Raw genomic sequence first — 26383 nt, forward strand, 5'->3', positions numbered from 1 at the left:
CGCTAAGGCGCACGGCGGGAACACGGCGCGGAAAATCAGCGCAACTGGGTTCTGGGCGGGCTCGCGTTTGCCCCGCGGAGCGGAGCGCGAACGAACCGGCGAAGAGCGGGTCGGCGCCCGCTCGCGGAAGCGATGCGAAACGGCGGCGCAAAGCCCCGTCGACCGCGGCATCCCCCTACAACGCGGAGAACGACATGAGGGCGTCGCGGACGCTGCGGTATTGGCGCTGGCTGACGGGCACCGCCTCATTGCAGTCCATGACCAGCCCGTCGCTTGAGGCCTGGACGACGTGCTCCATGTTCGCCAGATAGCTCTTGTGGCAACGCACGAAGCTGCCGGGAAGCTGCTGCTCAAGCTCGGACAAGGCCGCATACGATTCCAGCAAGCGCTTATCCGAAAGCCTGACCAGCACCTTTCGCCCCATGCTCTTCACGTACACCACGTCGGCGGGGTCCACGATGTGCACGGTTCCGTTGGAGCGCAGCGCAAGCGGGCTTGCCGCGCGATGGCCGAGCAGCCCGAACAGCTTATCCAGGGCGTTGCGCGCCTCGGTGGGCGAATAGGGCGCCAACAGCAGATACTGATGGTCTGTGCCGTACACCGCCGAGGTGTAGGCGGCGCGCGTGGTGCAATACACGGTCAGCGGAAGATCGCCACGGTCCTGAAGCTCGCGCACCAACGCGATGCCGGCGCGCTCATCGGGGCCGCACGTCGGGCGATCTCCGGGAGCATCCACGGGGGCGAACAGCGCATCGACGCGCGGACCTTGGGAGATGCGCTTGCGCACCTGGGAAAACGTGCAGCTCTCCAGCTGGATCGCGCCGGCGCAGGGATGCTGCTCGATGAGCGCGCGCAGCGCCTGAGCCTCGGGCACGGCATCTTCGACGAGCAATATCCTGCACATGGTGGCAACCTCCGCATCGCGTTTGCCCCCGGCGCCATCGCGGCGCCGGTTCGGCTTCGTTTCATGCTTCAAGGCTAACCCGGTTTTCGCGGGATTTGTTGCACAACAAATCGGGCCGTTTCCACACCGCCCGAACACAAAACCGTCCCCGCCCTCACATGCCGGAACATGCGCGGACGGGGACGATTCACATGGGGCTATGCGAGGAAGGCGATGCGGTGGTAGCAGATGGGGGAACGCAAGCTGTCAGGCCCACCCGCAGGACGGCAGATCGCTACATGCGCTCCAGGCGCTGCACCACCTCGTCGATCTGGTCGTCGGGGGTGCTGGCGCCGGCCGTGACGCCCACGGAGGAGCAGCCCGCGAACCACGCGGGATCAAGCTCGGCGGCCGACTCGATGTGATGCGTGCGCGGGCATTCCGCGGCGCAGATCTCGGCAAGATGCGTGGTGTTGGCCGAATTGCGGCCGCCGATCACCACGATGGCATCCATCTGGCCGGCAAGCTCCGCGGCGGCCTGCTGGCGCTGACGCGTGGCCGTGCACACCGTGTCCTTGACCTGCGCGGAAACGCCTTGGGCGCGGATGCCCTCGAGCACGTCGTCAAGCGCATCGCGGGTTTGCGTGGTCTGCACGACCACGCCCACGCGCTCGGGCAGCTCGGCAGGCAGGTCGGCAGCCGTTTCCGCCACGTGCACCTGCGCCCCAGCCTCATGGGCATAGGCTACCAGGCCCTCCACCTCGGGATGACCTTCCTCGCCAACCACCACCACGTAGCCGCACTCCTCGGCAAGCGTGGCCGCGGCCTTTTGCGCGCGCGCGACATGCGGGCACGTGGCATCGATCACGGGAAGCCCGCGCGCCTCTACCGAACGGCGCACAGCCGGAGTGACGCCGTGGCTGCGGATGATGATGGCCCCGTGCGTGGCCCGCTCAGGCTCCGAGACGGCCATCACGCCGCGCGCCTCAAGGTTGGCCACCACCTGGGGATTGTGGATAAGCGGCCCCAACGTGAACGCGCTGCCATCTCCCTCGCTGGCCTTCAGGGCCAGGTCAAGGGCTCGTTGCACGCCGTAGCATGCGCCGGCGTTCTTGCTGCGGATGACTTCCATGTCCGGTCCTTTCGTATGGTTTGCGGCTTGCGGCTGTGGTTTGTGGATCGCGGATTGCGGCTTGTGAGCTCGCGAGTTCGCAGCCCACACGATAGCGCAAAGGGCCGCTTACGCGGCCCCTATCCCCCCCAACCTGCTGTTACTGCTCGGCCTTCGCCTTCTTCGTGGGGCGGGTCAGCTCGATGGCCTCCTCGGGGGTGTGCTCGGGAATGGGATGGGCGGCGAACACCTCGGAGAAGTCGCGGCCGTCGGGGAACAGCGCGCGCATATCCACCTGCTCGCGCGGCACGCGCTGATGCAGCGCGAACACCTCGCGCATGGCGTACCACGAGCACCCGTCCAGGCGATCTTCCTTCGGCAGGAAGTCGAAATCGCTTACCACCAGGGGCTTTCCGTACTCCACCGAGATCTTCGGGAAGCGGATGCGCTCGCCTTTGCGCTTGACGTTCTCGGCCTCGCGCACGCACATGGGCAGGATGGGAGCCTTGCCCATCTTCGCGATGAACGCCGCACCGGAGTGGATTTCAGGCGTTTTGCTGCCCTTGCCGCGGCGCGTGCCCTCCGGCAGGATGCCCACCAGCTGGTTCCCCTTCAGCATGTGCGCCGCGCGTTTGATGGCGGTGCGGTCGGCCGAATCGCGCTTGATGGGGAACGCGCCCACGCGCGAGAGGATCTGCCCCGCTAGGCCATGCGCGTTGCCGAACAGCGAGTCGCGGCCCATCAGGCGCACGAACTGGCTCGGACGCGCCGCCATGTACATGAGCACCACGTCCAGAAACGACGTATGGTTCGAAACCACCACCGCACCGCAGCGGTCCTTGAACGCGCGAAGGTTCTCGCGCCCGTCCACGCGGTAGCGGAACAGCACCTTGAACACGAAGCCGATCAGCACATACGCGAAGTTCGCGAACCAATGCGGGATCTGCTTCTCATCGGTGGTGCCGCCGAGCGCGCGGTCCCACATGTCCTCATATCTCAAAAACAGGCTCATACGTGCACGCCCTTCTCCTGGGCAAGCACGCAGATGCGCTCGATGATCTGCTCGATGGTGCGGCCGGTGGAATCCATCTGCACGGCGTCGGACGCCGGCTTGAGCGGGCTGGTGTCGCGCGAGGAGTCGATGGCGTCGCGGCGCTCGATGTCGGCGAGCACCTCGGCGTAATCGGTGCTGCCCACGCCCCGACGCTCGTTTTGCGCTACGCGGCGATGGGCGCGCTCGGCGGCGCTGGCGGTCAAAAACACCTTCAGCGGGGCCTCGGGGAACACCGCCGTGCCGATGTCGCGGCCTTCCACCACGTAGTTGCCCGCGCGGCCGATGCGCTGCTGCTGGGCGACAAGCGCCTGGCGAACGGAGGGCGCAGCGGCCACGGCGCTGACAGAACGGTCGATCTCGGCCGTGCGGATGGCATCGGTCACGTCCACGCCGGCGATGGAGACGCGACGTGGGAACGGGTCGCCCGGCTCGTGGGAGAACCCGATCTCGTGCGTATCGGCGATGCGGCCGAGCGCTTCACCATCTTCCAGCGAGACGCCGTCTTGCAGCGCCTGCCAGGCGATGGAGCGGTACATGGCGCCCGTGTCCAGACACGAGAAGCCCAAACGGCGCGCGACCGCCTTCGAAACGGTCGATTTGCCGGCGCCGCTCGGGCCGTCGATAGCGATGATCATCGTGCAAGCCTTTCGATATCGTCCAGGAAGCCGGGGTAGCTGACGCGCACGGCCTCGAAATCCTTGATGTTCACGGCAACCTTGCCGGTCAGGCCCACAAGCGACCAGGTCATGGCAAGGCGATGGTCGCCGAGCGAGTCGAACTCGAGCCCCTCGGGAACCTGTAGGCCGGGCTGGCCCTCGATGTAAAGGTCGTCGCCTTCGCACCACGTGTCCACGCCCAGCTTCGCCAGACCGTCCATTATAGCGGCAAGACGGTCGGTTTCCTTCACGCGAAGCTCCCCTACCTGGCGGAACACGGTGATGCCGTGCGCGTGAGCGGCAACCAGCGCCAGCACGGGGATCTCGTCGATGATGCCGGCGATCTTGTCGGCCGGCACCTCGCAACCGCGCAGGTCGGGCGTGTAGCAGGCCTCGATGATGCCGTAGGGCTCCTTGCCCGCCGCGCCCGTGCGCGTGACGCTGACCTGGGCACCCATGCGCTCGAGCGTGCGCACGAAGCCGATGCGCGCCGTGTTCAGGCTGACGTCCTCGATCTGGATCGAGCTTTCGGGGCGCAGAACCGCCGCGCACGCGAGGAACGCCGCCGAAGAGGGGTCGCCCGGCACGAGCACCTCGCCGGCCTGGGGCTGGGCGGGCCCGGTCACGCTGGCTGTGCGGGCGCCGGCCGTGGTGGCCACGCCGTATTCGGGCAGCATGAGCTCGGTGTGGTTGCGGCTCGGCGCCGGCTCGTTGACCGTGGTGGTTCCCGAAGCGTACATGCCGGCAAGCAGAACGGCGGTCTTGAGCTGGGCCGATGCCATAGGGGCGTCGTAGGTGAGGGGGCGCAGCCCGCCGCCGTGGACGGTGATGGGCAGCGTCTCGCGGCCTTCGGGAAGGAAGCGCGCGCCCATCTTCATGAGCGGCGCGGTGATGCGGCGCATCGGGCGCTTGCACAACGAGGAATCGCCCGTGAGCGTGACCCGGATATCCCACGGCGCCAGGATGCCCATGAGCAGGCGCACCGTGGTGCCGGAGTTGCCGCAGTCCACCGGCTCGGCAGGCTGGCTGGGACCGGCGGCGCCCCAGCCGGTGATGCCGCCGGCAAGGCTTCCATCGGTCTGCTTCTCCAGGTTGACCTGGGCGCCCAGTGCGCGCACAGCCCCGATGGAGCTGCGCACGTCGGCGGAATCGAGCACGCCCGACACGCGCGAGGTGCCTTCCGCCATGGCGGAGAACAGCACAGCGCGATGGCTGATGGACTTGTCGCCCGGCACGCGCGTGGAACCGTGCATGGGGCCTTCCAGCGGTTTGATGACGGTGATGTTATCCGACATGGGTGTGCTCCTTAGGCGCTAGCGGGCTGAACGAAACGGAGAAACCGGCGTTGATAAGGTGCGCCGACAGCTTGCCGATGTCGCCTTCGTCGGTAAGCACGAGCGAGAGCACGGCCGAGTCCTCGGTGACGTGATCGATCTCGATGGACTGGATGTTGCACCCCACCTTGCTGGTGATGGTGGTGACCTCGGCGACCACGCCGGGGCGGTCCTCCATGGGAATGCGCACCTCCAGCAGGCGCTCGGTGCACGGCAGCCATGCGGCCGGCAGCGCGCGGCGCGCGTCGGCGGCCTCGGCGAGCAGGCTGGTCAGCGTTGCGCGATCGCCCGCCTCGAGCGCGTCGGCGAACTGCCCGATGATGCCCTGCATCTCGCGCAAACCACCCAAAAGCGCGTCCTTGTTGTCGAAGGCGATGCCGCACCACAACTCGGGCGAGCCGGCCGCGATGCGCGTGGAATCCTTGAACCCGCCCGCTGCCAGGCGCATAAGCGAATCCTGGCCCTCGGCGTGACGCACGGCAAGCTGCACGAGCGAGCTGGCCGTGAAATGCGGAACGTGGCTGACCACGGCAACCGCCGCGTCATGCTGCTCGCGCGGCAGGCTGATCACGCGCGCGCCGATGCCGGTGATCAGCTCGTGCAAGCGCGTGAAATGCTCCGCCGGCGTATCGGCATCGGGGCACAAGATCCAGTACGCGCCCTTGAACAGGTCCGCACGGGCGCCCGAGATGCCGTTCTTCTCGGAACCGGCCATGGGGTGGCCGGGAACGAAGTTCTGCGGATATGGAAGCGTGTGCGCGGCCATTTCGATGATGCGGCCCTTCGTGGAGGCGGTATCGGTGATGATGCCGCGATAGCCCCACTCGGCCAGGTCCTTCAAATAGCCTTCCACCACGCTGACGGGCGTGGCCAAAACCACCAGGTCGCAGCCGTCTTCGATGAACGCGCGGAACTCCGCGGCATCGGGGGCGGCGGTTGCGGTGGCCCAATCCCTGTTGACGGCCTCGACGCGAGTGGCCAGGTCGGTGTCGACGGCCATGACCTGCGCCGAAGGGTTCGCCCCGCGCAATGCGGCGGCGAAGCTGGCGCCGATGAGGCCGAAGCCGATGACGGCTACGCGTTCGAAGCCGCCGGTTTTCGCTTGATCGATTGTTTGTGCCATAAGGCGATGCAGACCTTCCGGATCCGATCTAGGATAGGACGTTGCGGGCAAGCCGGCATCGCATCGGCAAACGCAAAACCGCCGCGCAGGTCGAAGAAGGCCCGCGACAAGGCGAAACGCCGAATTCGCAAACACCAGCAGTTTACCCGGGTGCCCATTATAGCCGTTTCCCGGCAGCGCACAGCCCATCGCCCCACGCAAGCACGAGGGCAACACGAACAGGGGACGGAGGTGCGTTCACGGTTGCCCTTTCATTTCCCGAAGAGCCCTCGTGAACGCACCTCCGTCCCCTGTTCACGCGCCCCTGCACTGCCGGCGACCCTCTACTTAATAGACGCGTGCAGCGCCGCCACCTCTTCGGGGGTGAGCTCGCGCCACTGGCCGCGGGGCAGGTCGCCCAGTTCGATGGGGCCGAAGCTGTCGCGGTGCAGGGCCAAAACGCCGTGCTTGATAGCTGACAGCATGCGCTTGACCTGGCGCTTCCTTCCCTCTCGCAGCACCACGCGCACCACGGCGCGCTGCTGGGAGCGCTTGCGCAGGATGGCGGCGCGTTGCGGGCTGGGCACGCTGCCGTTGGGCTCGTGGTCGGGCACGGCGGGCGGCACCTCCAGCATGGACAGCGCGCGCTTCGCTTCCGCGCCCTCCACCAGCGAGGCTTTCGCGGGCGCGGTCATGCCGTCGTCAAGCTGGATGCCCTGCTCAAGCTGGGCAAGCTGCTCGGGCGTGGGCTTGCCGTTCACCAACGCAAGATAGCGCTTCTCCACGTGATGACGCGGGTGCAAAAGGCCGTTTCCCAGCTCGCCGTCGGTGCTGAACAGCAGAAGCCCCGTGGTGTCGAAGTCCAAACGTCCGATGGGGAACAGCCCCGGGAAACGGTCGGTGGGCACAAGCTCGGCAACCGTGGGACGGCCCTGCGGGTCGGACATGGTGGTCACGTAACCGGCAGGTTTGTGCAGCATGATAGTGACGGGTCCGCCCTCCAAGCGCACGGGCACGCCGTCGACGGCCACCTGGTCGACCAGCGGGTCAACCTTGCTTCCCAGCTCGGTAACCACCTGGCCGTTCACCGTCACGCGCCCCGCCGTCATGAGGTTCTCCGACCCACGACGACTTGCCGCGCCGGCGCGCGCCAGGAACTTCTGCAGGCGCATGGGCACAAGGCGCTCCTCGGGCTGCGTTTGATTGGGTTTAAGTTGCCTGGTCATGATTCTCCCATCACAGGTCGGTCGAAGTAGGCGGGGAAACGGTTACTCGTCGTCGGTTTCGAACTTCAGGCTGTCGAAGTCGATCTTCTCCACCAGCCCGAAGCTTTGCGCCATGGCATCGGCAAGCATCTGCTGCGCGGCGCTGCTCGCCGGGCCGTCGCCGGCCGGGAACGCGGCCGGCGAACCCGATGCGTCACGAGCCGGGTCATCGGCGGCGGACTCCCCGTCGGCGGCAAACGCCTGCTGCCCGTCCGCCGAGGCGCGCTCAGGCGCCGCCTGCCGCGGCCCGCCAGCTTCGCCGGCCGCGTTCGCGCCGCCCGCACCCTGCTGCGAGGTCAACGCTCCGCCGGCGCCTTCGTCATCGAAGTCGAACTGCAGGCCATCGAACGGATCGGCGTCTTCCCCATTCGGCACCTGCGCCTCGGGCGCCACACGCGCCTCCTGCCCGCCCGCGCTCAAGCGCTCGCGGATGAGCTGGCGCGTGGCGTCATCGGGCGCGAACTCGTCCAGATTCGGCAGGTCGCGCACCGAGCGCAGCCCGAACTTCTCCAGAAAGCCGCGCGTGGTGGCGTACAGCGTGGGGTTGCCCGGCGCGTCGGCCTGCCCCGCCTCGCGGATCAACCCCTTCTCCACCAGGGAGTTTATGGAGCTGTCGGAGTTCACGCCGCGCACGCTGGCAACGCCGGCGCGCGTGCAGGGCTGCAGGTACGCCACGATGGCGAGCGTTTCCATGGCCGCCTGCGAAAGCTTGCGCGTGTCCCACGACAGCACGTACTTCTCCACCAGGCTATGGTAAGCCGGGTGCGTGTACAGCCGCCAGCCGCCGGCCACCTCGCGCAGCTGGATGCCGCGCTGCTCGCGCTCCAGCTTCTCGCGCAGGTCCACCAGCGCCTGCTCGACCAGCTTCGGGTCGGCTTCCACCATGTCGGCCAGCTCGATGACGCCGACCGGCTCGTCGGTGACGAACAGCATGGCCTCTATGGCGCCGGGCAGTTGCGCCTGATCAAGTCCTTCGAACATCTATTCCTCCCCAACCGACGTCAGCGCGTCGTCGCCGTCCAGCAAAAGCTCGCCCGAGCCCTCGATGTACTCGATGTCGATGTCGCCGAACAGCTGGCTTTGCTCCACGCGAACCATGGAGCGCTTGTACAGCTCGAGCACCGCCAAAAACGTGACCACCACCAGCGGTGTTGGCGTATCATCGGCGACCAGCTGCGAAAAGCGCAGCTGCTTGAGGTTGCGGATGCGCTGATGGATGGCGCGCACGTGCACTTCCACCGGGATGGGCTTCGCGGCGATGTGCTCGCTTTCCAGCAGAAACACCTCGCGCTGCGCCAACGCGCGGGCGGCAAGCAGCGCGAGCGAGTCAAGCGACACGTCGCGCAAAAAGTCGGGCATGAGATTCAGGAAGCACGCCTCGGGGCCGAACGGGCGCGGGTGCATGCGACCCTCGGTGACGAAGCGGGCGTGCAGCGCGGCGGCGGCGTTCTTGTACTGCTTGTACTCCAGCAGGCGCTCCACCAGCATGTCGCGCGCCTCGGAGGGCGCCAGCTCGGCGATGTCGTCCTCCACCTCGATATGCTCGCGCGGCAGCAGGCTTTGCGCCTTGATCTCCAGCAGCGTGCTGGCCACCAGCAGAAAATCGCTGGCGACGTCCAGGTCAAGGTTTTGCATGCGGCCCACTTCGGCCAGATACTGGTCGGCGATCTGCGTGATGTTGATGGCGCCGATGTCAATCTTCTGGCGGCTGACCAGGTACAACAGCAGATCGAACGGCCCTTCGAAGCTGTCGGTGCGAACGCGATACGACACGATGCCCCGCCGCCCCTACGAAATGGCGAAGGGGAACAGCAGGTTGCCCAGATTGCCGGCGGTGACGTCCAGGTAGATGCCGAACACGTTCACGTGGATGATATACGGCAGCAAGATGGCCACGATCATGAAGATCGGGAACGCGTACTGCTGCACCTTGTAATACTTCGGCAGCCACTTCACGGGCATGAAGAACGCGAAGATGGAGCTGCCGTCCAGCGGCGGAATGGGCAGCAGGTTGAAGAACATAAGGTACAGGTTGATCAGCGCGAACATGGGCAAAAACATCAGGTAGAAGTAGAAGAACGTCTGGCTTTGCACCACCCACTGCGCAACGGGCGCGAACCCGTAGAGCACCCACGCGACCACTGCCGCCAGCACGGCGAGCAACAGGTTGGCGGCAGGGCCCGCCAAGCCCACGATCAGGTCGCCCTTGCGCGGGTCCTTGAAGTACGCGGGGTTGTACGGCACCGGCTTGGCATAGCCGAACACGGGCATGTTCATGGCCATAAGCAAGAACGGCATGATAACGGTGCCGAACGGGTCGACGTGCGCAAGCGGGTTGAACGACAGGCGCCCCGCGCGCTTGGCGGTGGGGTCGCCCAGTTTCCAGGCAGCAAAGCCGTGCGCCATCTCGTGCAACACGATGGCGGGAACGAAGCTCAAGATGGAGCAGATGAGATGAGGAAGTTGTGTAGTCATAATCGCATTATTATAACGCCACGAACGCCGATGCGAAACCGTCAACCAACCTGAAACCTATTCGTAATGCCAATAGGCACAAGCAAACTTGATAGATACCCGAGACGACGACCCGGCGGCTGGCACCCAGCCCTCCACCCGCCACAACAACAGATACGTCCACAAGAAGAAGGGGCGCGCAAAACCGGCAACGATTTTCCTGATGCTAGGCTGACGCAACCCCAGACATCCCCGCACTCACCGCAACAAAGCAAACAGCACAAGCTCGACCAACAACGCGGAGGATCGTACGCGAGTCCGGTCGGCCTAACGGGGGACGGGAGGCGCGGGTGCAAACCTGAAAGCGACTTCTGGGCGGTTTCGTAGATTTAGACCCCAGAATTTGACATGGTTCCCGAAATTCTGGGCGGTTTTTTCGGAGGTCTATCGAACAAACGGCCGAAATACCACCCAGAACTCCGCAGATGGCGTCATTTTCAGGCGCCATGAGCTGCAAAACCGTCCAGAAGTTGGCTTCGCCCTTTCGGCATCCCCAGCAGTACGCCGCCAACGCGCAACCCTGCAACTCGCAAGCAAGCGCCACGCATGGCACATGCTCTCCACACAGCGTCAAAACGGGTGGGCAGCCATCACTGCCACCCACCCGCTGGGAAACGTTATCGCCTATCGCGTAATCGCAACGCGCAACCACGCAGCTCGCACGCAACCGCAACGCGCAGCGCGCACCAATCGGGCGGACGCAAAACGGGCGGACGGCCTTTGCGGCCACCCGCCCGCTGGAAAGCGTTATCGCTTATCGCGAACTTACGCGTTCTCGCGCTCGAACTTGTCCATGAACTGGACCAACGCCTCGACGCCGGCCTTGGGCATGGCGTTGTAGATGCTGGCGCGCATGCCGCCGACGCTGCGATGACCCTTGATGTTCTCGATGCCCGCGGCCTTCGCCTCGGCGATGAACTTCGCGTCCAGCTCGGGGTTGCCCGTGACGAACGGCACGTTCATGAGCGAGCGGAACTCCTTCTTCGCAGTGCCGCTGAACAGCTTGGATTGATCCAGGTAGTCGTAGAGGATGGCGGCCTTCTCCTCGTTGAGCTTCTGCATGGCCTCGAGGCCGCCCAGGCCCTTGAGCCACTGGAACACCTTGCCGCACATGTAGATGCCGTAGCACGGCGGGGTGTTGGACAGGCTGCCGGTGTCGGCCTGCGTCTTGTAGCGCATGATGGTGGGCGTGAACGGCAGCACGTCCTCGCGGATCAGGTCGTCGCGCACGATGACGATGACCACGCCTGCCGGGCCGACGTTTTTCTGCACGCCGCCATAGATCAGACCGTACTTCGACACGTCCATGGGCTCGGAGAGGAACATGCTGGAAACGTCGGAGACCAGCGGGATGTCGCCGGTTTCGGGCAGCTTGGTGTAGCGGTTGCCGTAGACGGTCTCGTTCTGGCAGATGTAGACGTAATCAGCGTCGGGGCTGAACGTGAGGCCGTCGACGTCGGGCACATAGGTGAAGTTCTCGTCCTCGGAGCTGGCGATGCAGCGGGCGTCGCCGTAGAGCTTGGCCTCCTTGAAGGCCTTCTTCGACCAGTTGCCCGACACGATGTAGTCGGCGACCTTGTTCTGCATGAGGTTCATGGGAATGGCCGCGAACTGCTGCGTGGCGCCGCCCTGCAGGAACAGCACGCGGTAGTTGTCGGGGATGTTCATGAGGTCGCGGATGTCCTGCTCAGCGGTCTCGATGATGCCCTTGAACGCGGCAGAGCGGTGCGACATCTCCATCACGGACATGCCGGTGCCCTGATAATCGAGCATTTCCGCGGCGGCGGAGGACAGCACCTCCTCGGGGAGCACTGCCGGACCGGCCGAGAAATTGTACACGCGAGCCATGCTGAACCTCCTTGGGTTGACTAATGGGATGCAGCGCGCCCGCAACACGCGGGTCGGCGCCGGACGCGGGACGCAAGCGCGTTCCGCACCGACTCAGTATGGCCCTTTCGCATGTTGAACCTACCGGCGATACGGGATTTGCAGGCAAACGGCGAAGGCGCTCCGCGGGCGGCGGGCCGCCGCCCGCGCACATGGAGAAACGATGGGAACTTTACAGCTGTCAAGTCAGCTGTAAAGTTTTGCGGCATACTGCAGCGTCAAATAACCGCACGGAAGCATGGAGCGAACATGAGCGAGCAGGGCATCGAAAACAACGCAGGGCAAACCGGCGCAGGCGCGCAGACGGCAAGCGCAGCCGAGTCCATCGCAGCGCTGACCCAGGAAATAGCGCAGCTGAAAGAGCAACGCGATGCCGTGATCTTGGCGCACTACTACGTGCCGCCCGAGGTGCAGGCCGCTGCCGACTACGTCGGCGATAGCTTCGCCTTGGCGAAACTGGCCGTCGACCTGCCGCAACAGACCATCGTGCTGTGCGGCGTGGAGTTCATGGGCGAATCGGCGAAGCTGCTCAATCCGGACAAGACCGTGCTTTTGCCCGAGCCCGCCGCCGACTGCCCCATGGCGCACATGATCAGCAAGCCCGATATCGACCGCGTGCGCGCCGAATACGGCGACGACCTGGCCGTCGTGTGCTACGTCAACTCCACCGCCGAGGCGAAGACCTGGTCCGACGTGTGCGTGACCTCCTCGAACGCCGTGAAGATCTGCAGCAACCTGCCGCAGCGCAACATCCTGTTCATCCCCGACATGAACCTGGGCCGCTACGTGGCTAGCCAGCTGCCCGACAAGAACGTCATCCTGAACAAGGGTTATTGCCCGCGCCACATGACCATCAGCGTGGAGCAGATCATCGACCTGGAGGAAGCCCACCCCGACGCCGTGGTCATGGCGCACCCCGAGTGCCCGGCCGACGTACTCGCCGAGGCCGACTTCATCGGGTCGACGAAGGGCATGATCGAGCACGCCGCCGCATCGGACGCGCAGGAGTTCATCGTGTGCACCGTGGTCGGCATCATCCGCGAGCTCGAGCTGCGCACGCAAGGCACGGGCAAGCGCTTCCACTTCCCCGCCACCACGCCGCGCTGCGAGAACATGGACCTGGTCACGCTGCCGAAGCTGGCCGCATGCCTGCGCAACCCCGCCCCGTACGAGGTGCACGTCGGCGACGAGCTGGCCCCCGCGGCGCGTCTGACGCTCGAGCGCATGCTGGAGTACGCGGCAAAGTAGGTGGCGAATATGAGCGAAGAGAACGAATTTGCTGGCGAAATGGCCGCTGCACCTGCGGAAACGGCGGTAGCAGATGCGATTTGCGCGCATGCCGGTGACCGATTGCAACCGACATGCGACGGCGCCGCCGGGGTGCGCGATATCGCCTGCGACGTGGTCATCGTCGGCTGCGGCGTGGCGGGGCTGTACTGCGCGCTCAACCTTCCCTCCACGCTTTCCGTGGTGATGTTGGCGAAGACGACCGTGGACGAATGCGACTCCATGCTGGCGCAAGGCGGCATCTGCGTGCAGCACGACGACGCCGACTACGCGCCCTTCTTCGAGGACACCCTACGCGCGGGCCATTACGAGAACCGCTGCGAAAGCGTGGATTTGATGATCCGCGCAAGCCGCAGCATCATCTCCGACCTGGTGAAACGCGGCGTTGACTTCGAGCGCGACCAGGCAGACAACCTGCGCTACACCCGCGAGGGCGCGCACAGCCGCCCGCGCATCTGCTTCCACAGCGACATCACCGGCGACGAGATAACCTCCACGCTGCTGGCCCGCGTACGCGAGCTGCCCAACGTCCGCATCCTCGAGCACACCTGCATGGACGACATCCTGGTCGCACGAGACGGCGGCGAGCCCCGTCAGCCGCAGAGGCGCTGCTGCGGCGTCCTCGCGCACACCGCCGATGGGGCGCAGCTGCGCATCTTCGCAGGTCAGACGCTTTGGGCCTGCGGCGGCATAGGCGGCACGTACCCGCGCTCCACCAACTTCCCCAGCCTTACCGGCGACGCGTGCGCCATCGCCGCGCGCCACGGCATCGCCCTCGAGCACATGGACTACGTGCAGATCCATCCCACCTCCCTGTACTCGACGCAGCCGGGCCGGGCGTTTCTGATCTCGGAATCGTGCCGCGGCGAAGGGGCGGTCCTGCTCGATGCTGACGGGCGGCGCTTCACCGACGAGCTGCAGCCGCGCGACGTGGTGAGCGCGGCCATATATCGGCAGATGGCCGCAGAAGGCTCGGATTACGTGCGCCTTTCTTTCGCCAACGTGCCGAAAGACGAGGTCACAGGGCACTTCAAAAACATCTACAAGCGTTGCCTGGAAGAAGGGTTCGACATCACGCGCGAGCCCATCCCCGTCGTGCCCGCGCAGCACTACTTCATGGGCGGCGTGCGGGTGGACCGCAACAGCGCCACGGACATGCCGGGGCTCTACGCTGCCGGCGAGACCAGCTGCAACGGCGTGCACGGGAAGAACCGCCTGGCCAGCAACTCGCTGCTCGAGGCGCTCGTGTTCGCCCAGCGCGCCGCGTGGGATATGTGCCGCAAGCTGGGCGTGAAGGCGCCCGTCGCGCAAACCTACCCCGAGCAACCCTGCGACACCGATGCGCAGGCATACGAGCGCCTCTGCGCCGAAGCCGAGCGCAAAACCCGCGAAAACGCGGCGCAAAGCAAGCCGCAAAACGCAACGCAAACCTGCCCGCAAAACGCGATGCAATGCGAGTCGCAAACCAGCCCGCATAACGCTGGGCAAACCAGGCCTCAAACCTGCCTGCAAAACGCAACGCAAACCTGCCCGCAAAACCCTTCCCCGTCCGATACCGATCGCACCGCAAGCTCCAAGGAGGTCGTTTGCGCATGAACCCCATCACGCTGACAACCGTGGCCGAGCCGCTCATCCGCCAGGCGCTGGCCGAGGACATCACCAACGAGGACGTGTCCACCGCCGCCATCATGCCCGACGCGCGCCCCGCCGCCGTTGACCTCATCGCGAAGGCCGATGGCGTGCTGTGCGGCCTCGACGTGTTCGAGCGCACGTTCGCCATCTTGGACCCCGAGACGCGCGTCCAGCGCTTCGCCGCGGACGGCGACAGCGTTTGCGCAGGCCAAACGCTTGCAACGGTAACCGGCGACGTGCGCGTGCTGCTGTCGGGCGAACGCGTGGCGCTGAACTACCTGCAGCGCATGAGCGGCATCGCCACCTACACGCACCGCGTGGCCGCACTTCTCGAGGGCAGCGCCACCCAGCTGGTGGACACGCGCAAGACCACGCCGAACATGCGCGTGTTCGAGAAGGAGGCCGTCAAGTGTGGCGGCGGCCGCAACCACCGCTACAACCTCTCCGACGGGGTGCTGCTGAAGGACAACCACATAGCCGCAGCGGGCGGCGTGCGCGAAGCCATCGAGGCCGCCCGCGCCTATGCGCCCTTCGTGCGCGAGATTGAAGTGGAGTGCGAGACGTTCGCGCAGGTCGAGGAGGCCATCGCCGCCGGCGCCGACATCATCATGCTCGACAACATGGATCATGACGCCATGGCGGCAGCCGTCGCGTTCATCGATGGGCGCGCAAAGACCGAGTGCTCCGGCAACATCGACGCGCACAACGTTCAGGCTATCGCCGACCTGGGCATCGACTTCGTGTCCAGCGGTGCGCTCACCCACTCGGCGCCCATCCTGGACGTGTCCATGAAGCACCTGCGCATGCTGGACGAAGCCGCCGCTGCTGACGGCGATGCACCGGTCACCGATATCAACCGTGAAAGCGGGCAGTAGCTATGACAACGAAATCCGAGGTCAGGCGTGCGTCGCTGCTCGATGCGCTTCGATGCGCCGACGAGCCGGTATCTGGCGGCCAGCTTGCAAGCACCCTTAACGTCAGCCGGCAGATCATCGTGCAGGACATCGCGCTGCTGCGCGAGGCGGGCGCAAACATCGTGGCAACCACGAAGGGCTACGTGTTGGCGGATGCCGCGCAAACCGCAGCTCAAAACACAACGCAAACCATGACGCAAAATGCCGCGGAGCAACCGGCGGCACGCCTTGACGAGCCGGCCCGCACGTTCAAGCTGCACCACGAGGTCGAGCAAACCAGGGACGAGCTGCAAACTATCATCGCGCTCGGCGGGCGCGTGCACAACGTGTCCATCAGCCATCGCGCCTACGGCCGCATCACCGCGCCTTTGGAGGTCGCAAACCAGGCGGATATCGAGCGCTTCATCAACGATATCGAAAGCGGGAAATCCTCGCCGCTGAGCACCGCCACCTCGGGATACCACTATCACCTGGTATCGGCGCCAAGCGACGAGGTGCTCGAAGCCATCGGCCGAGCGCTCGCCGACAAGGGCTTCCTAGCCCCGCTGCTCCCCCACGAGCAGGAAGCGTAAGGAGGCAGTCGCCCGCGTCGGGCGCATCCTTCGCCGTCCACATCGCGCAATTCGTTCCCCAAAAACCAAAAGCGGGGACGATACCCATATCATCCCCGCTTCACCATCGACACGCCGGCGTTGCAGCCGGCGTGTTGCTATTCCCAGCTTTCCGGCATGCCCTCTATCAGCATGAACCGGGTCGATCCGGCCAAAACCAGCTCGTCGCCAGCATGCACTTCGACCGGTTCCGCACATGCGGAAGCACCCGCACGCGCCGGCTCCACCACCGTCTCGGAGCCGTCTTCGCCGCTGATCAGCACGGTGCCGTTGGAGCTTCCCAGTCCCTGGACACACCACCGGCCAGCCTCGTTGCACCAAACGCGCAGATGATGGCCCGACACATCGGGCTCCACGTCGTTGATGTCGTCGGGCCCCAAGGCCAGCGCGCCGATCTCCACGCCGTCGGACAGCGGCTGCACCCAGTGCAAACCCCCCGAAACCAGGCCTCCCACCATGCGCAGCAGGCCCAACGCCTGCGCCTGCTCGCGCGGGTCGGCGGACGGCGCGTCAGGCTGCTCGGAGTCCATGACGTACGCAGGAACGGTTTCCAGCCTTCCGCCGTGCACCGTCTTCACGTAATCGAGCACGTAGGCGCACGCGCGCTTCACGTTTGCGCTGCATCCCGCCGCCACAAACAGCACCATGGCCAGCTCGGCGCGCTCCTCCACGCTGTAGCCCGCACCTCGCGCCAGGCGTTCCAGCACGTTGCGATACAACGCCAGGTCCTGATGGCACTCGCGCAGCGCCTGCTTCATAAGCGCGCCGCCCTGGTCCGTGACCAGCGACAACGCCTCATCAGCCGACAAGCCCTTCCCGTCGCGGGAGCGCAGGCGCGCCGAGACGCGAAGCGCTGCCACGCCCCAGTCGCAAAAGTAGCGGTCCTGCAGCGAGCCCACAGGGGCGTGCACGATGAAGCGCGACACCCACGTGCGATCATCGCAACGCGACAGCGGGCTTTTGCCGTCGGCAAGCGGGCGGCCGGACAGCACCAGGCGCGCCAGGTCCTTATGGCTGATGCCGCCATAGCGTTTCATGGTCTCGAACAAGGCGCCACACGGCGTCAACTCCGTTGCCATCTGCCTCACGCTCCTTCGCTCACATCGTCGTCCAACACATCTCGTTTGCCCGCAAACCGGGATTTTGCGTCCGAAGCCTTGCCTGCAGGGTCGTCGATCTCGTACTCGGGCTGCGGGTCGGTGGCGCAAACCCCGTTGCGTGCATCGCCAGAAACCCCGGGCTCGCAAACATCACGCCCACCCGCATCCTGCGGGCCGCAAACCTGCCGCGTTTCGCCCTTGCCGGCTTTGCCCTCAAACGCCGGCGCCGCTGCGCCCGGAAGCGCCGCCTCGCCATCATCCCCCGATGGCAGCGCCTTACGGCGAATCACCTGGGGCAACGCCACGTTCAGCGCGAAATCGGCCGCCATGAGGCACCAGCCCGCCGCCGCTGCGGCCACCAATGCCATGGAAAGCAAATGCTGCTGAGCCGCCGCCTCGAAACGCATGTCGGCAAGCACCTGCCATAGCGCGGCGAACGTGACCGCAAGGCCCGCCGTGCCGCGCAAAAAGCCCGCCGTGGTGCGCGAGCCGCCGAAGCGCAATGACAGCCCCACCAACGCGGGGAACAGCGCCGCAACGGCCACCGCAGCCCCGGGAACGCCGCCCGACCAGGCAAAACCCGCCGCATCAAGCGACGCTTGCGCGCCGTTGGCGAGCACACCCGCCGAGACCGCGACCCCCGCCAACGCCGCCGCCGCAACGCCCTTGCACGCCAAGCGCACATGAGCCAGCGTGGAATCGGCCATATCAAGCGCCGACGCGGCGAACCCGCCGGGCACGCACGGCACCAGCGGACGGCCGCAAAACGACCGCTCCACGTTGTCCGCATAGTGGATGGAGAACGACGACAGCGCATCGCGGACCGCCGCAGCGTCGGGGCGATCGGATTGCCCGCGTGCCAGGCAATCGCCCAACACGATACCCAGCTGCTCGTCCACGAAAGACAGCGCCTCGGCCGCCTCCGACACGCCCATCGGCGCGGACAGCTTGTCCTGCGCATGCTGCACCGCAACCGCCACCTCGGGTTCGCGGGCAAGCGCCTCGAGCAGCTCGTCGGCCCGGGCGTGCGCCATCACGGCCGCCGGCGCAGGAGCCGCCATCTTCGCACGGTACGGCGAAACGGGCGCCCCCTCTTCCGTAACCGCATGCAAATCGTAAGGCGCGCACCCGCACGCCAGCTGATACACCACGCTTGCCGCGGCGTACACGTCGATCGCCGGCGATTTGCGCAGCTCGGCCAGGCCCGGGATGTCGTCGCTGAGCATCTCGGGCGGCGCGAAATCGGCCGTGGCGCCGCGGAACACCGCGTTCTCGCTGGTAAACGACGTGGAACGCGGCTCCGATTCGGCCGACGAGCCGAAGTCGATGAGGTACAGGTCGAACACGCCCTCGTCCACCTGCTGCTCCAAGGACAGCCGCGACGTGCGCACCATGACGTTGCGCGGGCTCATGTCGCGGTGCACGAACCCGCCTTCCACATACCCCATGCGCGCCACCAGGTCGAACAGGTCGCGGCCCAGGCGCGCCGCCACCAGCGGGCTCACGCGCCCGCAACCGTCGACGGCAAGCTGCCGGCGCACGCGGTCCAAGGTGATGCCCTCGACCCATTCCATGACGATGCACGGCACCCCGTCGACCGTCCCGCGGCCGTACAGACGGGGAAAGCCCTTCAGCCCCGACAGCAGGATATGGCATTCGTATTCGCGCTCAAACGCGGCACGCGAGGCGCGCACACGGCGGGCATGATCGTCCTCGGTTTCGCCATCACGGCGATGCGGAAGCGAGAGCAGCTTGAGCGCCAGATGCTCGCCCTGCGCGTTGCGCGCATGTTCCACGCGCCCCGTGCCGCCGCGATGCCCCTGGCCCTGCGAGACGAACAACGTGACGAAACGGCGGACATACGACGGCCGATCGGCGTCGGAAAGCGAAAGCGGCGCGCTGAAATCGGCCACGCGCACCAGGCGCATGCCCTGAACGGCGCCCGACGAGGCGAGCGCGCCGCCCTTGTCCACAAGCCCGCTCATAAGCTGATGCTCGCTAACGTTTCGTTCAATTGCGCAGCCCTGATGCTGTTGCCGGAAGCGTCCTGATCGGCGCGAACAGGTTCCATCCAGCGATCGACCCCTTCCGCCGGGTTATCGTATTCCAAGTTCAGACCCCATGCGTCGTAAATGACGGTCAGGTACCGGTCCAGCGCGATATAGGCGCGCTGAAGGTTGCTTTTCTGCTCCTGCCAACGCGAGCCCTCTGCGAACGCGCTCGAATTGCGCAGCAGCAGGAAGTCGGTGAGCGTTTGGCTGTCTATGGCCGCGCACTCGTTATAATCGCTTTGGCGAAGGGGGCGCGAGGTGCTCATGCAATCGTTGTTGAACGCTGCAACGGCGTTGTTCAGGCGCACAACATAGGCATTCACGCGCGCCTGATGGTCCACCAGCACGGCATACGCCGCCGCCTCCTGCTCGGCCGTGGGCGCGGCGGGCGCGGAAGCAGAGCCGGAGCCGCCGGCGCTTTCCGAGCCCGAGCCGCTCGCGCCGCCCGACGCGCTGCCCGAACCGCCGGAGCCGCCCGAGCCCGAGCCGGAACCGGACGCGGACCCGCTGCCGCCCGAGGACGCGGAGCCCGACGTCGAAGCCGAGCCCGACGCCGTCGAGCCGCCGCCGGCGATCTGCTGGGCGCGAGCGAACGACGAATCCACCGAGGAAACCGCCGTTGCCCCGGTCAGCGACGCAACACCCAACGCGCCGGCACCGGAGCCGGAACCGATGCCCAAAGCGGCCGCGGCATCGGGCGCGGCGGCGTTGACCTTGGAGGCCTCGATCGTCACCGGGCCCACCGCGCGCACCGAGCCCGCAGGGCCCGCCTGAACCTCGCGCATCTGGCCGTCAAGCCACAACGCCGATTCCAGCGGGATTACCACCGCGCTGGGCTTGGCATCGGCCACCACGGCGGGGATGGCGGACACGTAGCCGCCGACGCCCGCCACCATCAGGGCGAACGACGCGGCCGAAAGCGCCATCATGGGACGGGTGATGCCGGGCTTCCACCGCAGCCTGCGCGCGCGGCGCGCTGGGCGGTCGGTGGCCGCGAACGTGGGCGTAGGGCTGGAGGAAGGGCTGACGGCGCGTCCCGCGGGCGTCAGCTGCTCGGCGGGCGCCTGAGGGCGCGCCGCATCGCCGGCGGCCAAATCCGCCGTGTTGCGCTCATCATCGTGCGCGTTTTGCTCCGTCATCGCCTTCCCTCCTTTCCCTTCTTATCCCAAAAGGCGCCGCTACGCCAAACCAGGCCAGTTTTGCTGGCGCAAAGCCTCGTATGCGGCTATTGCAACCGAATTGCTTAAGTTTAAGCTGCGCATGCCGTCGCGCATGGGGATGCGCACGCAGGCGGGCTCGAAACGCTGCATAACGGCCTCATCGAGCCCGCGGCTTTCGCGCCCGAACACCAGCCAGGCATCCGGGCCGTACGCGACATCGGCGAAGCTGCGCCGCACATGTCCCGTGAACAGGTGCAGCTCGTCGGCGACGTGGGCCTCGAAGAACTCGTCGGCGCACGACCAGCGCACGATGTCGACGTCGTCCCAATAGTCGCATCCCGCGCGCGCAAGGTTGCGCTGCGTAACGGCGAAGCCCATGGGCTCCACCAGGTGCAGCCGCGCGCCGATGCACGCGCACGTGCGCGCCACGTTCCCCGTGTTCTGAGGGATCTCAGGCTCCACCAACACGATGTTGAGCATCCTTGCAACCTTTCGTTCGAACGAATAGCCCCTTACGCGCCCGCGGCTTCCCGCTACCGCGCCTACCCGCAGCCCCAAACGACCGAACCCTGACAGCCCGAGCGCCGCCGGTCGCGCAATCGCGCGTCCGGCACAGCGCCCCTACACTCCCATGGCCTCGGCTTGTTTGGCCATCTCCTCCTCGAGCTCCTCGTTGAGCATGAACCACTCCTCCTCGGCGGCGGCCAGGCGCTGCTTGAGCTTGGAGTGCTCGGCCACGGCATCCGAGGACGCGTCCTCGTTGATGTAGAAGTCGGGGTCGGCCATCTTCGCCAGCAGCTCCTCCATACGGGCGTTGTCGCGCTCCATCTGCTTGTCGAGCTCGGCGATGCGCTTGCGGTGGTTCTTCAGCGCGGCGTAGGCGCGGTTGCGCGCCTCAGCCTCGCGGCGCTTCTGCTCCTTGGTCTTCGGCGAGCTGCCGCGCTTGGCCGTCAGCTCTCCCGAGGCCGCCGGCGCAGGCGTAGCGGGCGCGGAAGGCGCGGAAGAGGCGCTCTTCGACGCCTTCCCCTTCCCCGATCCGCCCTTTCCGGCCGGTTTGCGCTCCATCAGCTCGTCGACGAGCGACTCGTCGGTGGGCTCGGGCCCATCGAGCTGGCCGGACTTGAACAGGTAGTAGTCGTAGTCGCCGTCGTAGACGGTGACCTTGCCGGGCTTCACCTCGACGATGCGGTTCGCGATGCTGCGGATGAGGTGGCGGTCGTGCGTGATGAGCAGGATGGTGCCCTCGAAGCGGTTGAGCGCCTGCTCGAGCACGTCGGCGCTGGCGATGTCAAGGTGGTTTGTGGGCTCGTCAAGGCACAGCAGCGGCTTGGGCGCCACTAGCATCTTCGCCAGCGCAAGACGGCCCTTTTCGCCGCCGGAGAGCACGCTGACCTTCTTCTCGACGGCGTCACCCTCGAACAGGAAGGCGCCGAGCAGGCTGCGCACCTGGCTGATGTTCCAGCCCGGCGCCACGTGGTCGAGCTCCTCGAACACGGTGTTGCCCGCGTGCAGCTCCTCCAGCTGGTGCTGCGCGTAGTACGTCAGCGTCACGTGCACGCCGTAGTCGATGGTGCCGGCGTCGGGCTTCATGACGCCCGCGATCATCTTCATAAGCGTGGATTTGCCCGCGCCGTTGGGGCCGACGAGCGCCACCTTGTCGCCGCGGTACATGGTGAAGTCGAAGTTGTCGTAGACGCGCTTGTCGCCGAAGGCCTTCACCAGGCCGCGGCAGCGCACCACCTCGTCGCCGGTGCGCGGCGGCTGCACGAAGTTGAAGTGGATGGGCTTCTTCTCCTCGGGGATCTCGATGAGCTCCTCTTTCAGGCGCTCCAGGCGCTGCGCGCGCTCCTGGGCCTGGCGGGCCTTGGTGGCCTTGTAGCGGAAGCGCTCGACGAAGTCCTCCAGGTGCTTCATCTCCTCGAGCTGCTTGGTGCGCTGCTGGCGCAGGCGCTCGATGCGCTCCTCGCGCGCCTTGAGGTACGCGGAATAGTTGCCCTTGTACAGGTTGACGCGGCCGTTGGCCACCTCGGCCACGCGGTCGATCATGTTGTCCATGAACTCGCGGTCGTGGCTGACCACGATGACGGTGCCCTCGTAGCCGCGCAAAAAGCCCTCGAGCCACTTCACCGACTCAAGATCCAAGTGGTTTGTGGGCTCGTCGAGCATGAGCACCTCGGGATTGCGGACCAGAAGCTTGGCCAGCGCGATGCGCATCTGCCAGCCGCCGGAGAAGTTCGTGGTGGCCTGCTTGATGTCGCCTTCCTTGAAGCCCAGGCCGAACAGCACGCCGCGGACCTTGGCCTCGATGGTGTAGCCGCCCAGCATCTCGTAGGCGTCGCGCGCGCGGCCGGCGGCGGCAAGCTGGCGCTCGGTGGGGTTGTCGCCCAGCGACTCCTCCAGCTCGCGCAGGCGCTGCTCGGCTTCCAGAATCTCCACCTGCGAGGACATGACCTCCTCGAAGATGGGGCGATCGGGCATCTCGATGGCCTCCTGCTCCAGGTAGCCCACGCGGGCGCCCTTCGCGAACAGGATGCGGCCCTCGTCGGCGTCCTCGCGGCCGCTGATGATGTTGAGCATGGTGGTTTTGCCGGCGCCGTTGGGGCCCACGAGCGCTAAGCGGTCGTATTCCTCCAGCTTGAACGTGACGTCGGAGAACAGCGTGCGCCCGCCGAACGACTTCGACAGATGCTCAACCTGCATGATCATGGTGCGACAACTCCTTTAGCGTTAAAACGAAACCACGCAAGGGCAGCGAGGAGCCGACACCGAGAAATGAACGCAAAAACGGATGCCCTTGCCTATGAAGGGAATCCGCGCGAGATAAAAAAAGAACCGCCAACTTGCGCTGGCGGTTCTTGGAGCTTCATGGCTCCCCGGGTAGGATTCGAACCTACAACCCTCCGGTTAACAGCCGGATGCTCTGCCGTTGAGCTACCGAGGAATTTCTTCGGTGCGCTTCGTTTCCTTGGCGCAAGAAAGTATTATAGACATTTCAATTTTCGGCGCAACCCCCTTTTTCAAAAATTTTTTCAACAGCCGATTTCGGGGGGAGTGGATTAATTCGCAAGTTCATCCGAACACTTCGGTTTCGTTATCGAACTCATCCGCACATGTCCGGCTGAGTCTGGGAAAGTCCTTCTGCGTGAACGGGGGACGGAGGTGTGTTCACGGTCGACCTTCGCGCTTCCGACGACGTATCGTGAACACACCTCCGTCCCCCGTTCACGCCCCGCCCGCTTCGCCGCGCGGCAGCGCAGCTGCCGCTTTCGCCACGCAACAGCACAGGCGCCGCGCCACGGTTCCCGCGCTCTAGTACATCCCGAACGCGTTCCACAGCAGGACGTTCGCGCCGATCATCAGCACGAGCGAGCCGAACATGAAATACAGCGCGATGCGATACACCGACACCGTCTGCCCCGCCACGGCGGCCGACGCCACCGCGTGCGCGCCCGCCTGCTGCACGGGCACCTGCGCATGGGCACCCAACTGCGTGGTCCAGCCCTTCGACAGCGGCTCGCTCGAGCGCACCTGCAAAAGCTCCAAAAACGACAGCGCCGCCGCAAGGGCGAAGTACAGCCCGAAGTCGCAAATGTAGCGCATAAGGATGCCAGCGCCCTGCAGGTCGAAGATGCACAGCACCACCGCCACGCACACCGCGCAGATCCACAGCGGCATAAGGCCCTTCGCTTTCAGGCCATGGCGGACGCGCGGCAGAGCCAGCAGCACGAGCGTCATCGGGTACAGGAAGAAGTAGCCGCCGAACATGGGCTCGTAGATGGTGACGCCCTGGTAGGCCGGGTCCATGTAGGTCTGGTGCATGAACGGGAACTGGCTGCCCAGCGCCGGGGGCTGGAACAGGTACGCGTACAGGCCGAACGGGATGCGGTCGGCGTGGAACCCGCGATGCGTCATATCGTTGGTGGTCAGGTTGTAGTTCGCGCCGAAGTCGAGCGGGCTGCCGAAGCGCGCGAAGTTGTACACCATGACCGCCGCGGCGACCGCCAGAAACGGCACGAGCGCGGCACGGAAGGCGCCCAAGCAGGCCCGTCGCGCTTGGGCGTTACCGCGGGCGTCGCGCAAAAAAGGCCAGAACAGCACCAGCCCGAACACGGCGGCCAGCACCATCTGCGGGCGCGCGGCAAGCGTCAACGCGATGAGCGCCGCACCCGCCACCACGCGCCGGCGGTCTATGAACCCGCCCGTGGTGCCCGATACCCACAGCCCCAAGCCCCAGCTGATCAGGGCCAGGCCCATGGCCTCGGGCAGGAAGTACATGCTAGGCGTGCGAGCCAAGATCAGACCGCCGCCGGCAACGAACATCATGATGTCGAGCACGAGCAGCACGCCAATCGACGTGCGAGGGAACCACCGGCGCGAAATGCGCGTGAGCAGGTATGCGATGCCCGCCACGTATGCGCAGTCGCAGATGGCGACGCCGAGCCACGTGGGGAACCCGCCTCCCGTGAGCAGAAGCCACGGGACGTAGAACACCAGACACGGCAGCACGCCGAAGTACACGTAGTATTTCCCCTGGTAGTACGCGTGGTCCCACAGGTACGGAACGCCAGCGGACTCGCGCGCCGCGGTGTCGTAGGGGTTGTCCATGGCCTGCAGCGCAGCCGAGGGCACATCGTCCAAGTAGAAGTGCCCCTGAAGCAGCGCCTGGGCAAGCTTTTGGTACTGAAACTGGTTTTCGGTGCTTGCGGTGTGCGTGATGGACAGGAAGTGCGTGTTGGACATGACCAGGATGAAGATGACCACGCACTGCACGGCGACCAACGCGATGACCATCCAGCCCTGGCGCGTGATGCGGCCGTCAAACACGCGGCTGAACAGGACGGATTGCGGACGGACGGCGTACAGCGCCAGCAGCACCGCCAGGATGAAGGCAAAACGCAGCGGGTCGATGTCGAGCGGAACTTGCTGGTTCAGCCCGATGCCCGTCACAGTCACCGGGCCCACGTCGGCCAGGTTCGTGATCGAGACGTAGATGGAGTGGCAGTCGCCCGCCGGGTCCAGGCTGATATAGGTGCTGGCGGCGTCCTTCGGGTCAACCGAGACCGCCGGCAGCTGATAATAGTTCGCATTGCCTTCGTCCTGCAGATACATGACCACCTGCAGCTTGCTGTCGGTGGCTTTCGCGGCCGCCGCGGGATCATTAAGCTGAGGGGTGAAGTGGATGCTGCGAACGGCGTCGTCAAGGCCCGTAATCTCAAAATAGTTCGCGGACGAGTCGAGCGTCAGCGCGCCCTCGGTGCCCGCGGACACGCCGTTGACCAGGTACGTCCCCACCTGCGGGTAGGTCATGGACGTGAAGAAGGCCAGGTTGAAGCCGAACACCTCGATGAGCACGGCGATCAGCACGCAGATAACAAGGCCGGCGAAGCGCTTGATCGGGCTGACATAGGCGCCGGCGGACCCGGCAAAGCCCATGTCGCAGGTTTCGGAAGGCGAAGCCCAACCCTGCTGCGGGCGCACGGCGCCGTGACGGCCGTGGCGGGCGTACGCAGGCTGCGCCGAGTTGCCGGCGTGGGCGCCGGCGGCTGCCGAGCCGCCCGGCATGCGCGAGGTTCCCGACCCGCCGCGCGACCAACGGCTATAGGGAGTGTTGACGGGCTGCACAGGCTGCCCGCTGCGGCCGGCAGGCGCACCAGGGGCAACAGGACGAGCCGCGTCGGGGTTGCTGGGGCGCGCTGCGCCGCGCCCGCCGTGGGAAGCGTAGCTTTGGCGGGCGTATTGCTCGAACTCGGGCGAGGAAACGCCCGGCTCGAAAGGGTCATGATACTGTTGATTCCGATTAGCCATGGCCCGGATTATACTTC

At 66.0% G+C, this 26383-nt stretch carries 21 protein-coding genes and 1 tRNA gene; 4 read left to right on the top strand and 18 right to left on the bottom strand.

The genetic code is table 11. From position 1 onward, the window contains the following. Nucleotides 1–175: 175 nt before the first annotated feature. From Q0D52_RS02355 to serC, 11 genes are all read right to left on the bottom strand, one after another. Nucleotides 176–904, bottom strand: a complete 729-nt coding sequence (locus Q0D52_RS02355; RefSeq protein ID WP_294379922.1) for a LytTR family DNA-binding domain-containing protein — start codon at nucleotides 902–904, stop codon at nucleotides 176–178. A 274-nt stretch (nucleotides 905–1178) separates the two neighbouring features. Beyond that, nucleotides 1179–2015, bottom strand: a complete 837-nt coding sequence (gene ispH, locus Q0D52_RS02360) for a 4-hydroxy-3-methylbut-2-enyl diphosphate reductase (RefSeq protein ID WP_294379923.1) — start codon at nucleotides 2013–2015, stop codon at nucleotides 1179–1181. A gap of 139 nt (nucleotides 2016–2154) precedes the next feature. Beyond that, nucleotides 2155–3006 (bottom strand): 1-acyl-sn-glycerol-3-phosphate acyltransferase, encoded by an 852-nt coding sequence (locus Q0D52_RS02365; RefSeq protein ID WP_294379924.1) that lies wholly within the window; start codon nucleotides 3004–3006, stop codon nucleotides 2155–2157. Next, entirely contained in the window at nucleotides 3003–3683 is a 681-nt protein-coding gene (gene cmk / locus Q0D52_RS02370) for a (d)CMP kinase (protein ID WP_294379925.1), read from the bottom strand. Before cmk ends, Q0D52_RS02365 begins: the two co-directional genes overlap by 4 nt. Beyond that, nucleotides 3680–4999, bottom strand: coding sequence for a 3-phosphoshikimate 1-carboxyvinyltransferase (gene aroA / locus Q0D52_RS02375; protein ID WP_294379926.1), 1320 nt, complete (start codon nucleotides 4997–4999; stop codon nucleotides 3680–3682). Before aroA ends, cmk begins: the two co-directional genes overlap by 4 nt. Next, nucleotides 4989–6161: a prephenate dehydrogenase/arogenate dehydrogenase family protein gene (locus Q0D52_RS02380; protein ID WP_294379927.1), complete on the bottom strand. Its 1173-nt coding sequence runs from the start codon at nucleotides 6159–6161 to the stop codon at nucleotides 4989–4991. The genes aroA and Q0D52_RS02380 overlap by 11 nt, the downstream gene beginning before the upstream one ends. Nucleotides 6162–6484: 323 nt before the next feature. Beyond that, nucleotides 6485–7366 carry a pseudouridine synthase gene (locus tag Q0D52_RS02385; RefSeq protein ID WP_294359965.1) on the bottom strand — a complete coding sequence of 294 codons (882 nt, stop codon included), beginning with the start codon at nucleotides 7364–7366 and terminating at the stop codon, nucleotides 6485–6487. A 42-nt stretch (nucleotides 7367–7408) separates the two neighbouring features. After that, entirely contained in the window at nucleotides 7409–8386 is a 978-nt protein-coding gene (gene scpB, locus Q0D52_RS02390; protein ID WP_294379928.1) for an SMC-Scp complex subunit ScpB, read from the bottom strand. Beyond that, on the bottom strand, nucleotides 8387–9178 hold the full coding sequence (locus Q0D52_RS02395) for a segregation/condensation protein A (RefSeq protein ID WP_294379929.1): 792 nt from the start codon (nucleotides 9176–9178) through the stop codon (nucleotides 8387–8389). Nucleotides 9179–9193: 15 nt separating this feature from the next. After that, nucleotides 9194–9880, bottom strand: coding sequence for a site-2 protease family protein (locus tag Q0D52_RS02400; RefSeq protein ID WP_294379930.1), 687 nt, complete (start codon nucleotides 9878–9880; stop codon nucleotides 9194–9196). 804 nt (nucleotides 9881–10684) lie between these two features. Further along, the gene (gene serC / locus Q0D52_RS02405; protein ID WP_294379931.1) at nucleotides 10685–11767 is read right to left on the bottom strand and encodes a 3-phosphoserine/phosphohydroxythreonine transaminase; all 1083 of its coding nucleotides are present in this window, start codon (nucleotides 11765–11767) and stop codon (nucleotides 10685–10687) included. Nucleotides 11768–12055: 288 nt separating this feature from the next. On the opposite strand from serC, the gene nadA reads away from it, so the two are divergent. The 4 genes from nadA to Q0D52_RS02425 are packed head-to-tail and all read left to right on the top strand — an operon-like array spanning nucleotide 12056 to nucleotide 16211. Next, nucleotides 12056–13054, top strand: a complete 999-nt coding sequence (gene nadA, locus Q0D52_RS02410) for a quinolinate synthase NadA (protein WP_294379932.1) — start codon at nucleotides 12056–12058, stop codon at nucleotides 13052–13054. A 9-nt stretch (nucleotides 13055–13063) separates the two neighbouring features. Next, nucleotides 13064–14689: an FAD-binding protein gene (locus Q0D52_RS02415; protein WP_294379933.1), complete on the top strand. Its 1626-nt coding sequence runs from the start codon at nucleotides 13064–13066 to the stop codon at nucleotides 14687–14689. Continuing rightward, a complete protein-coding gene (gene nadC / locus Q0D52_RS02420) occupies nucleotides 14686–15600 on the top strand; it encodes a carboxylating nicotinate-nucleotide diphosphorylase (protein WP_294379934.1) in 915 nt (304 codons plus the stop codon). The genes Q0D52_RS02415 and nadC overlap by 4 nt, the downstream gene beginning before the upstream one ends. Nucleotides 15601–15602: 2 nt before the next feature. Continuing rightward, nucleotides 15603–16211 (top strand): transcription repressor NadR, encoded by a 609-nt coding sequence (locus tag Q0D52_RS02425; RefSeq protein WP_294379935.1) that lies wholly within the window; start codon nucleotides 15603–15605, stop codon nucleotides 16209–16211. Between the two features lie 137 nt (nucleotides 16212–16348). On the opposite strand, the gene Q0D52_RS02430 is transcribed toward Q0D52_RS02425, so the two are convergent. The 7 genes from Q0D52_RS02430 to Q0D52_RS02460 all read right to left on the bottom strand — a co-directional run bounded on the left by Q0D52_RS02430 (nucleotide 16349) and on the right by Q0D52_RS02460 (nucleotide 26366). Beyond that, a complete protein-coding gene (locus Q0D52_RS02430; RefSeq protein ID WP_294379936.1) occupies nucleotides 16349–17329 on the bottom strand; it encodes an FHA domain-containing protein in 981 nt (326 codons plus the stop codon). 5 nt (nucleotides 17330–17334) lie between these two features. Beyond that, nucleotides 17335–19335 (bottom strand): AarF/UbiB family protein, encoded by a 2001-nt coding sequence (locus tag Q0D52_RS02435; RefSeq protein ID WP_294379937.1) that lies wholly within the window; start codon nucleotides 19333–19335, stop codon nucleotides 17335–17337. Continuing rightward, nucleotides 19332–20540: a hypothetical protein gene (locus Q0D52_RS02440; protein WP_294379938.1), complete on the bottom strand. Its 1209-nt coding sequence runs from the start codon at nucleotides 20538–20540 to the stop codon at nucleotides 19332–19334. Before Q0D52_RS02440 ends, Q0D52_RS02435 begins: the two co-directional genes overlap by 4 nt. A 39-nt stretch (nucleotides 20541–20579) precedes the next feature. Then, a complete protein-coding gene (locus Q0D52_RS02445; protein ID WP_294379939.1) occupies nucleotides 20580–21041 on the bottom strand; it encodes a tRNA (cytidine(34)-2'-O)-methyltransferase in 462 nt (153 codons plus the stop codon). A gap of 141 nt (nucleotides 21042–21182) precedes the next feature. Continuing rightward, nucleotides 21183–23267: a ribosomal protection-like ABC-F family protein gene (gene abc-f / locus Q0D52_RS02450; RefSeq protein WP_294379940.1), complete on the bottom strand. Its 2085-nt coding sequence runs from the start codon at nucleotides 23265–23267 to the stop codon at nucleotides 21183–21185. A 160-nt stretch (nucleotides 23268–23427) separates the two neighbouring features. Then, a tRNA-Asn gene (locus tag Q0D52_RS02455) sits at nucleotides 23428–23502 on the bottom strand. 368 nt (nucleotides 23503–23870) lie between these two features. Beyond that, a complete protein-coding gene (locus tag Q0D52_RS02460; protein WP_294379941.1) occupies nucleotides 23871–26366 on the bottom strand; it encodes a hypothetical protein in 2496 nt (831 codons plus the stop codon). Between the last annotated feature and the right edge of the window lie 17 nt (nucleotides 26367–26383).

Origin of the sequence: uncultured Senegalimassilia sp. (genome assembly GCF_934630535.1) — a bacterium.
Classification (GTDB): domain Bacteria; phylum Actinomycetota; class Coriobacteriia; order Coriobacteriales; family Eggerthellaceae; genus Senegalimassilia.

What these genes read in the sequence shown, in the direction of transcription:
- Q0D52_RS02355 (WP_294379922.1), bottom strand. Translation starts at nt 904, where the DNA reads ATGTGCAGGATATTGCTCGTCGAAGATGCCGTGCCCGAGGCTCAGGCG.
- ispH (WP_294379923.1), bottom strand. Translation starts at nt 2,015, where the DNA reads ATGGAAGTCATCCGCAGCAAGAACGCCGGCGCATGCTACGGCGTGCAA.
- Q0D52_RS02365 (WP_294379924.1), bottom strand. Translation starts at nt 3,006, where the DNA reads ATGAGCCTGTTTTTGAGATATGAGGACATGTGGGACCGCGCGCTCGGC.
- cmk (WP_294379925.1), bottom strand. Translation starts at nt 3,683, where the DNA reads ATGATCATCGCTATCGACGGCCCGAGCGGCGCCGGCAAATCGACCGTT.
- aroA (WP_294379926.1), bottom strand. Translation starts at nt 4,999, where the DNA reads ATGTCGGATAACATCACCGTCATCAAACCGCTGGAAGGCCCCATGCAC.
- Q0D52_RS02380 (WP_294379927.1), bottom strand. Translation starts at nt 6,161, where the DNA reads ATGGCACAAACAATCGATCAAGCGAAAACCGGCGGCTTCGAACGCGTA.
- Q0D52_RS02385 (WP_294359965.1), bottom strand. Translation starts at nt 7,366, where the DNA reads ATGACCAGGCAACTTAAACCCAATCAAACGCAGCCCGAGGAGCGCCTT.
- scpB (WP_294379928.1), bottom strand. Translation starts at nt 8,386, where the DNA reads ATGTTCGAAGGACTTGATCAGGCGCAACTGCCCGGCGCCATAGAGGCC.
- Q0D52_RS02400 (WP_294379930.1), bottom strand. Translation starts at nt 9,880, where the DNA reads ATGACTACACAACTTCCTCATCTCATCTGCTCCATCTTGAGCTTCGTT.
- serC (WP_294379931.1), bottom strand. Translation starts at nt 11,767, where the DNA reads ATGGCTCGCGTGTACAATTTCTCGGCCGGTCCGGCAGTGCTCCCCGAG.
- nadA (WP_294379932.1), top strand. Translation starts at nt 12,056, where the DNA reads ATGAGCGAGCAGGGCATCGAAAACAACGCAGGGCAAACCGGCGCAGGC.
- Q0D52_RS02415 (WP_294379933.1), top strand. Translation starts at nt 13,064, where the DNA reads ATGAGCGAAGAGAACGAATTTGCTGGCGAAATGGCCGCTGCACCTGCG.
- nadC (WP_294379934.1), top strand. Translation starts at nt 14,686, where the DNA reads ATGAACCCCATCACGCTGACAACCGTGGCCGAGCCGCTCATCCGCCAG.
- Q0D52_RS02425 (WP_294379935.1), top strand. Translation starts at nt 15,603, where the DNA reads ATGACAACGAAATCCGAGGTCAGGCGTGCGTCGCTGCTCGATGCGCTT.
- Q0D52_RS02430 (WP_294379936.1), bottom strand. Translation starts at nt 17,329, where the DNA reads ATGGCAACGGAGTTGACGCCGTGTGGCGCCTTGTTCGAGACCATGAAA.
- Q0D52_RS02435 (WP_294379937.1), bottom strand. Translation starts at nt 19,335, where the DNA reads ATGAGCGGGCTTGTGGACAAGGGCGGCGCGCTCGCCTCGTCGGGCGCC.
- Q0D52_RS02440 (WP_294379938.1), bottom strand. Translation starts at nt 20,540, where the DNA reads ATGACGGAGCAAAACGCGCACGATGATGAGCGCAACACGGCGGATTTG.
- Q0D52_RS02445 (WP_294379939.1), bottom strand. Translation starts at nt 21,041, where the DNA reads ATGCTCAACATCGTGTTGGTGGAGCCTGAGATCCCTCAGAACACGGGG.
- abc-f (WP_294379940.1), bottom strand. Translation starts at nt 23,267, where the DNA reads ATGATCATGCAGGTTGAGCATCTGTCGAAGTCGTTCGGCGGGCGCACG.
- Q0D52_RS02460 (WP_294379941.1), bottom strand. Translation starts at nt 26,366, where the DNA reads ATGGCTAATCGGAATCAACAGTATCATGACCCTTTCGAGCCGGGCGTT.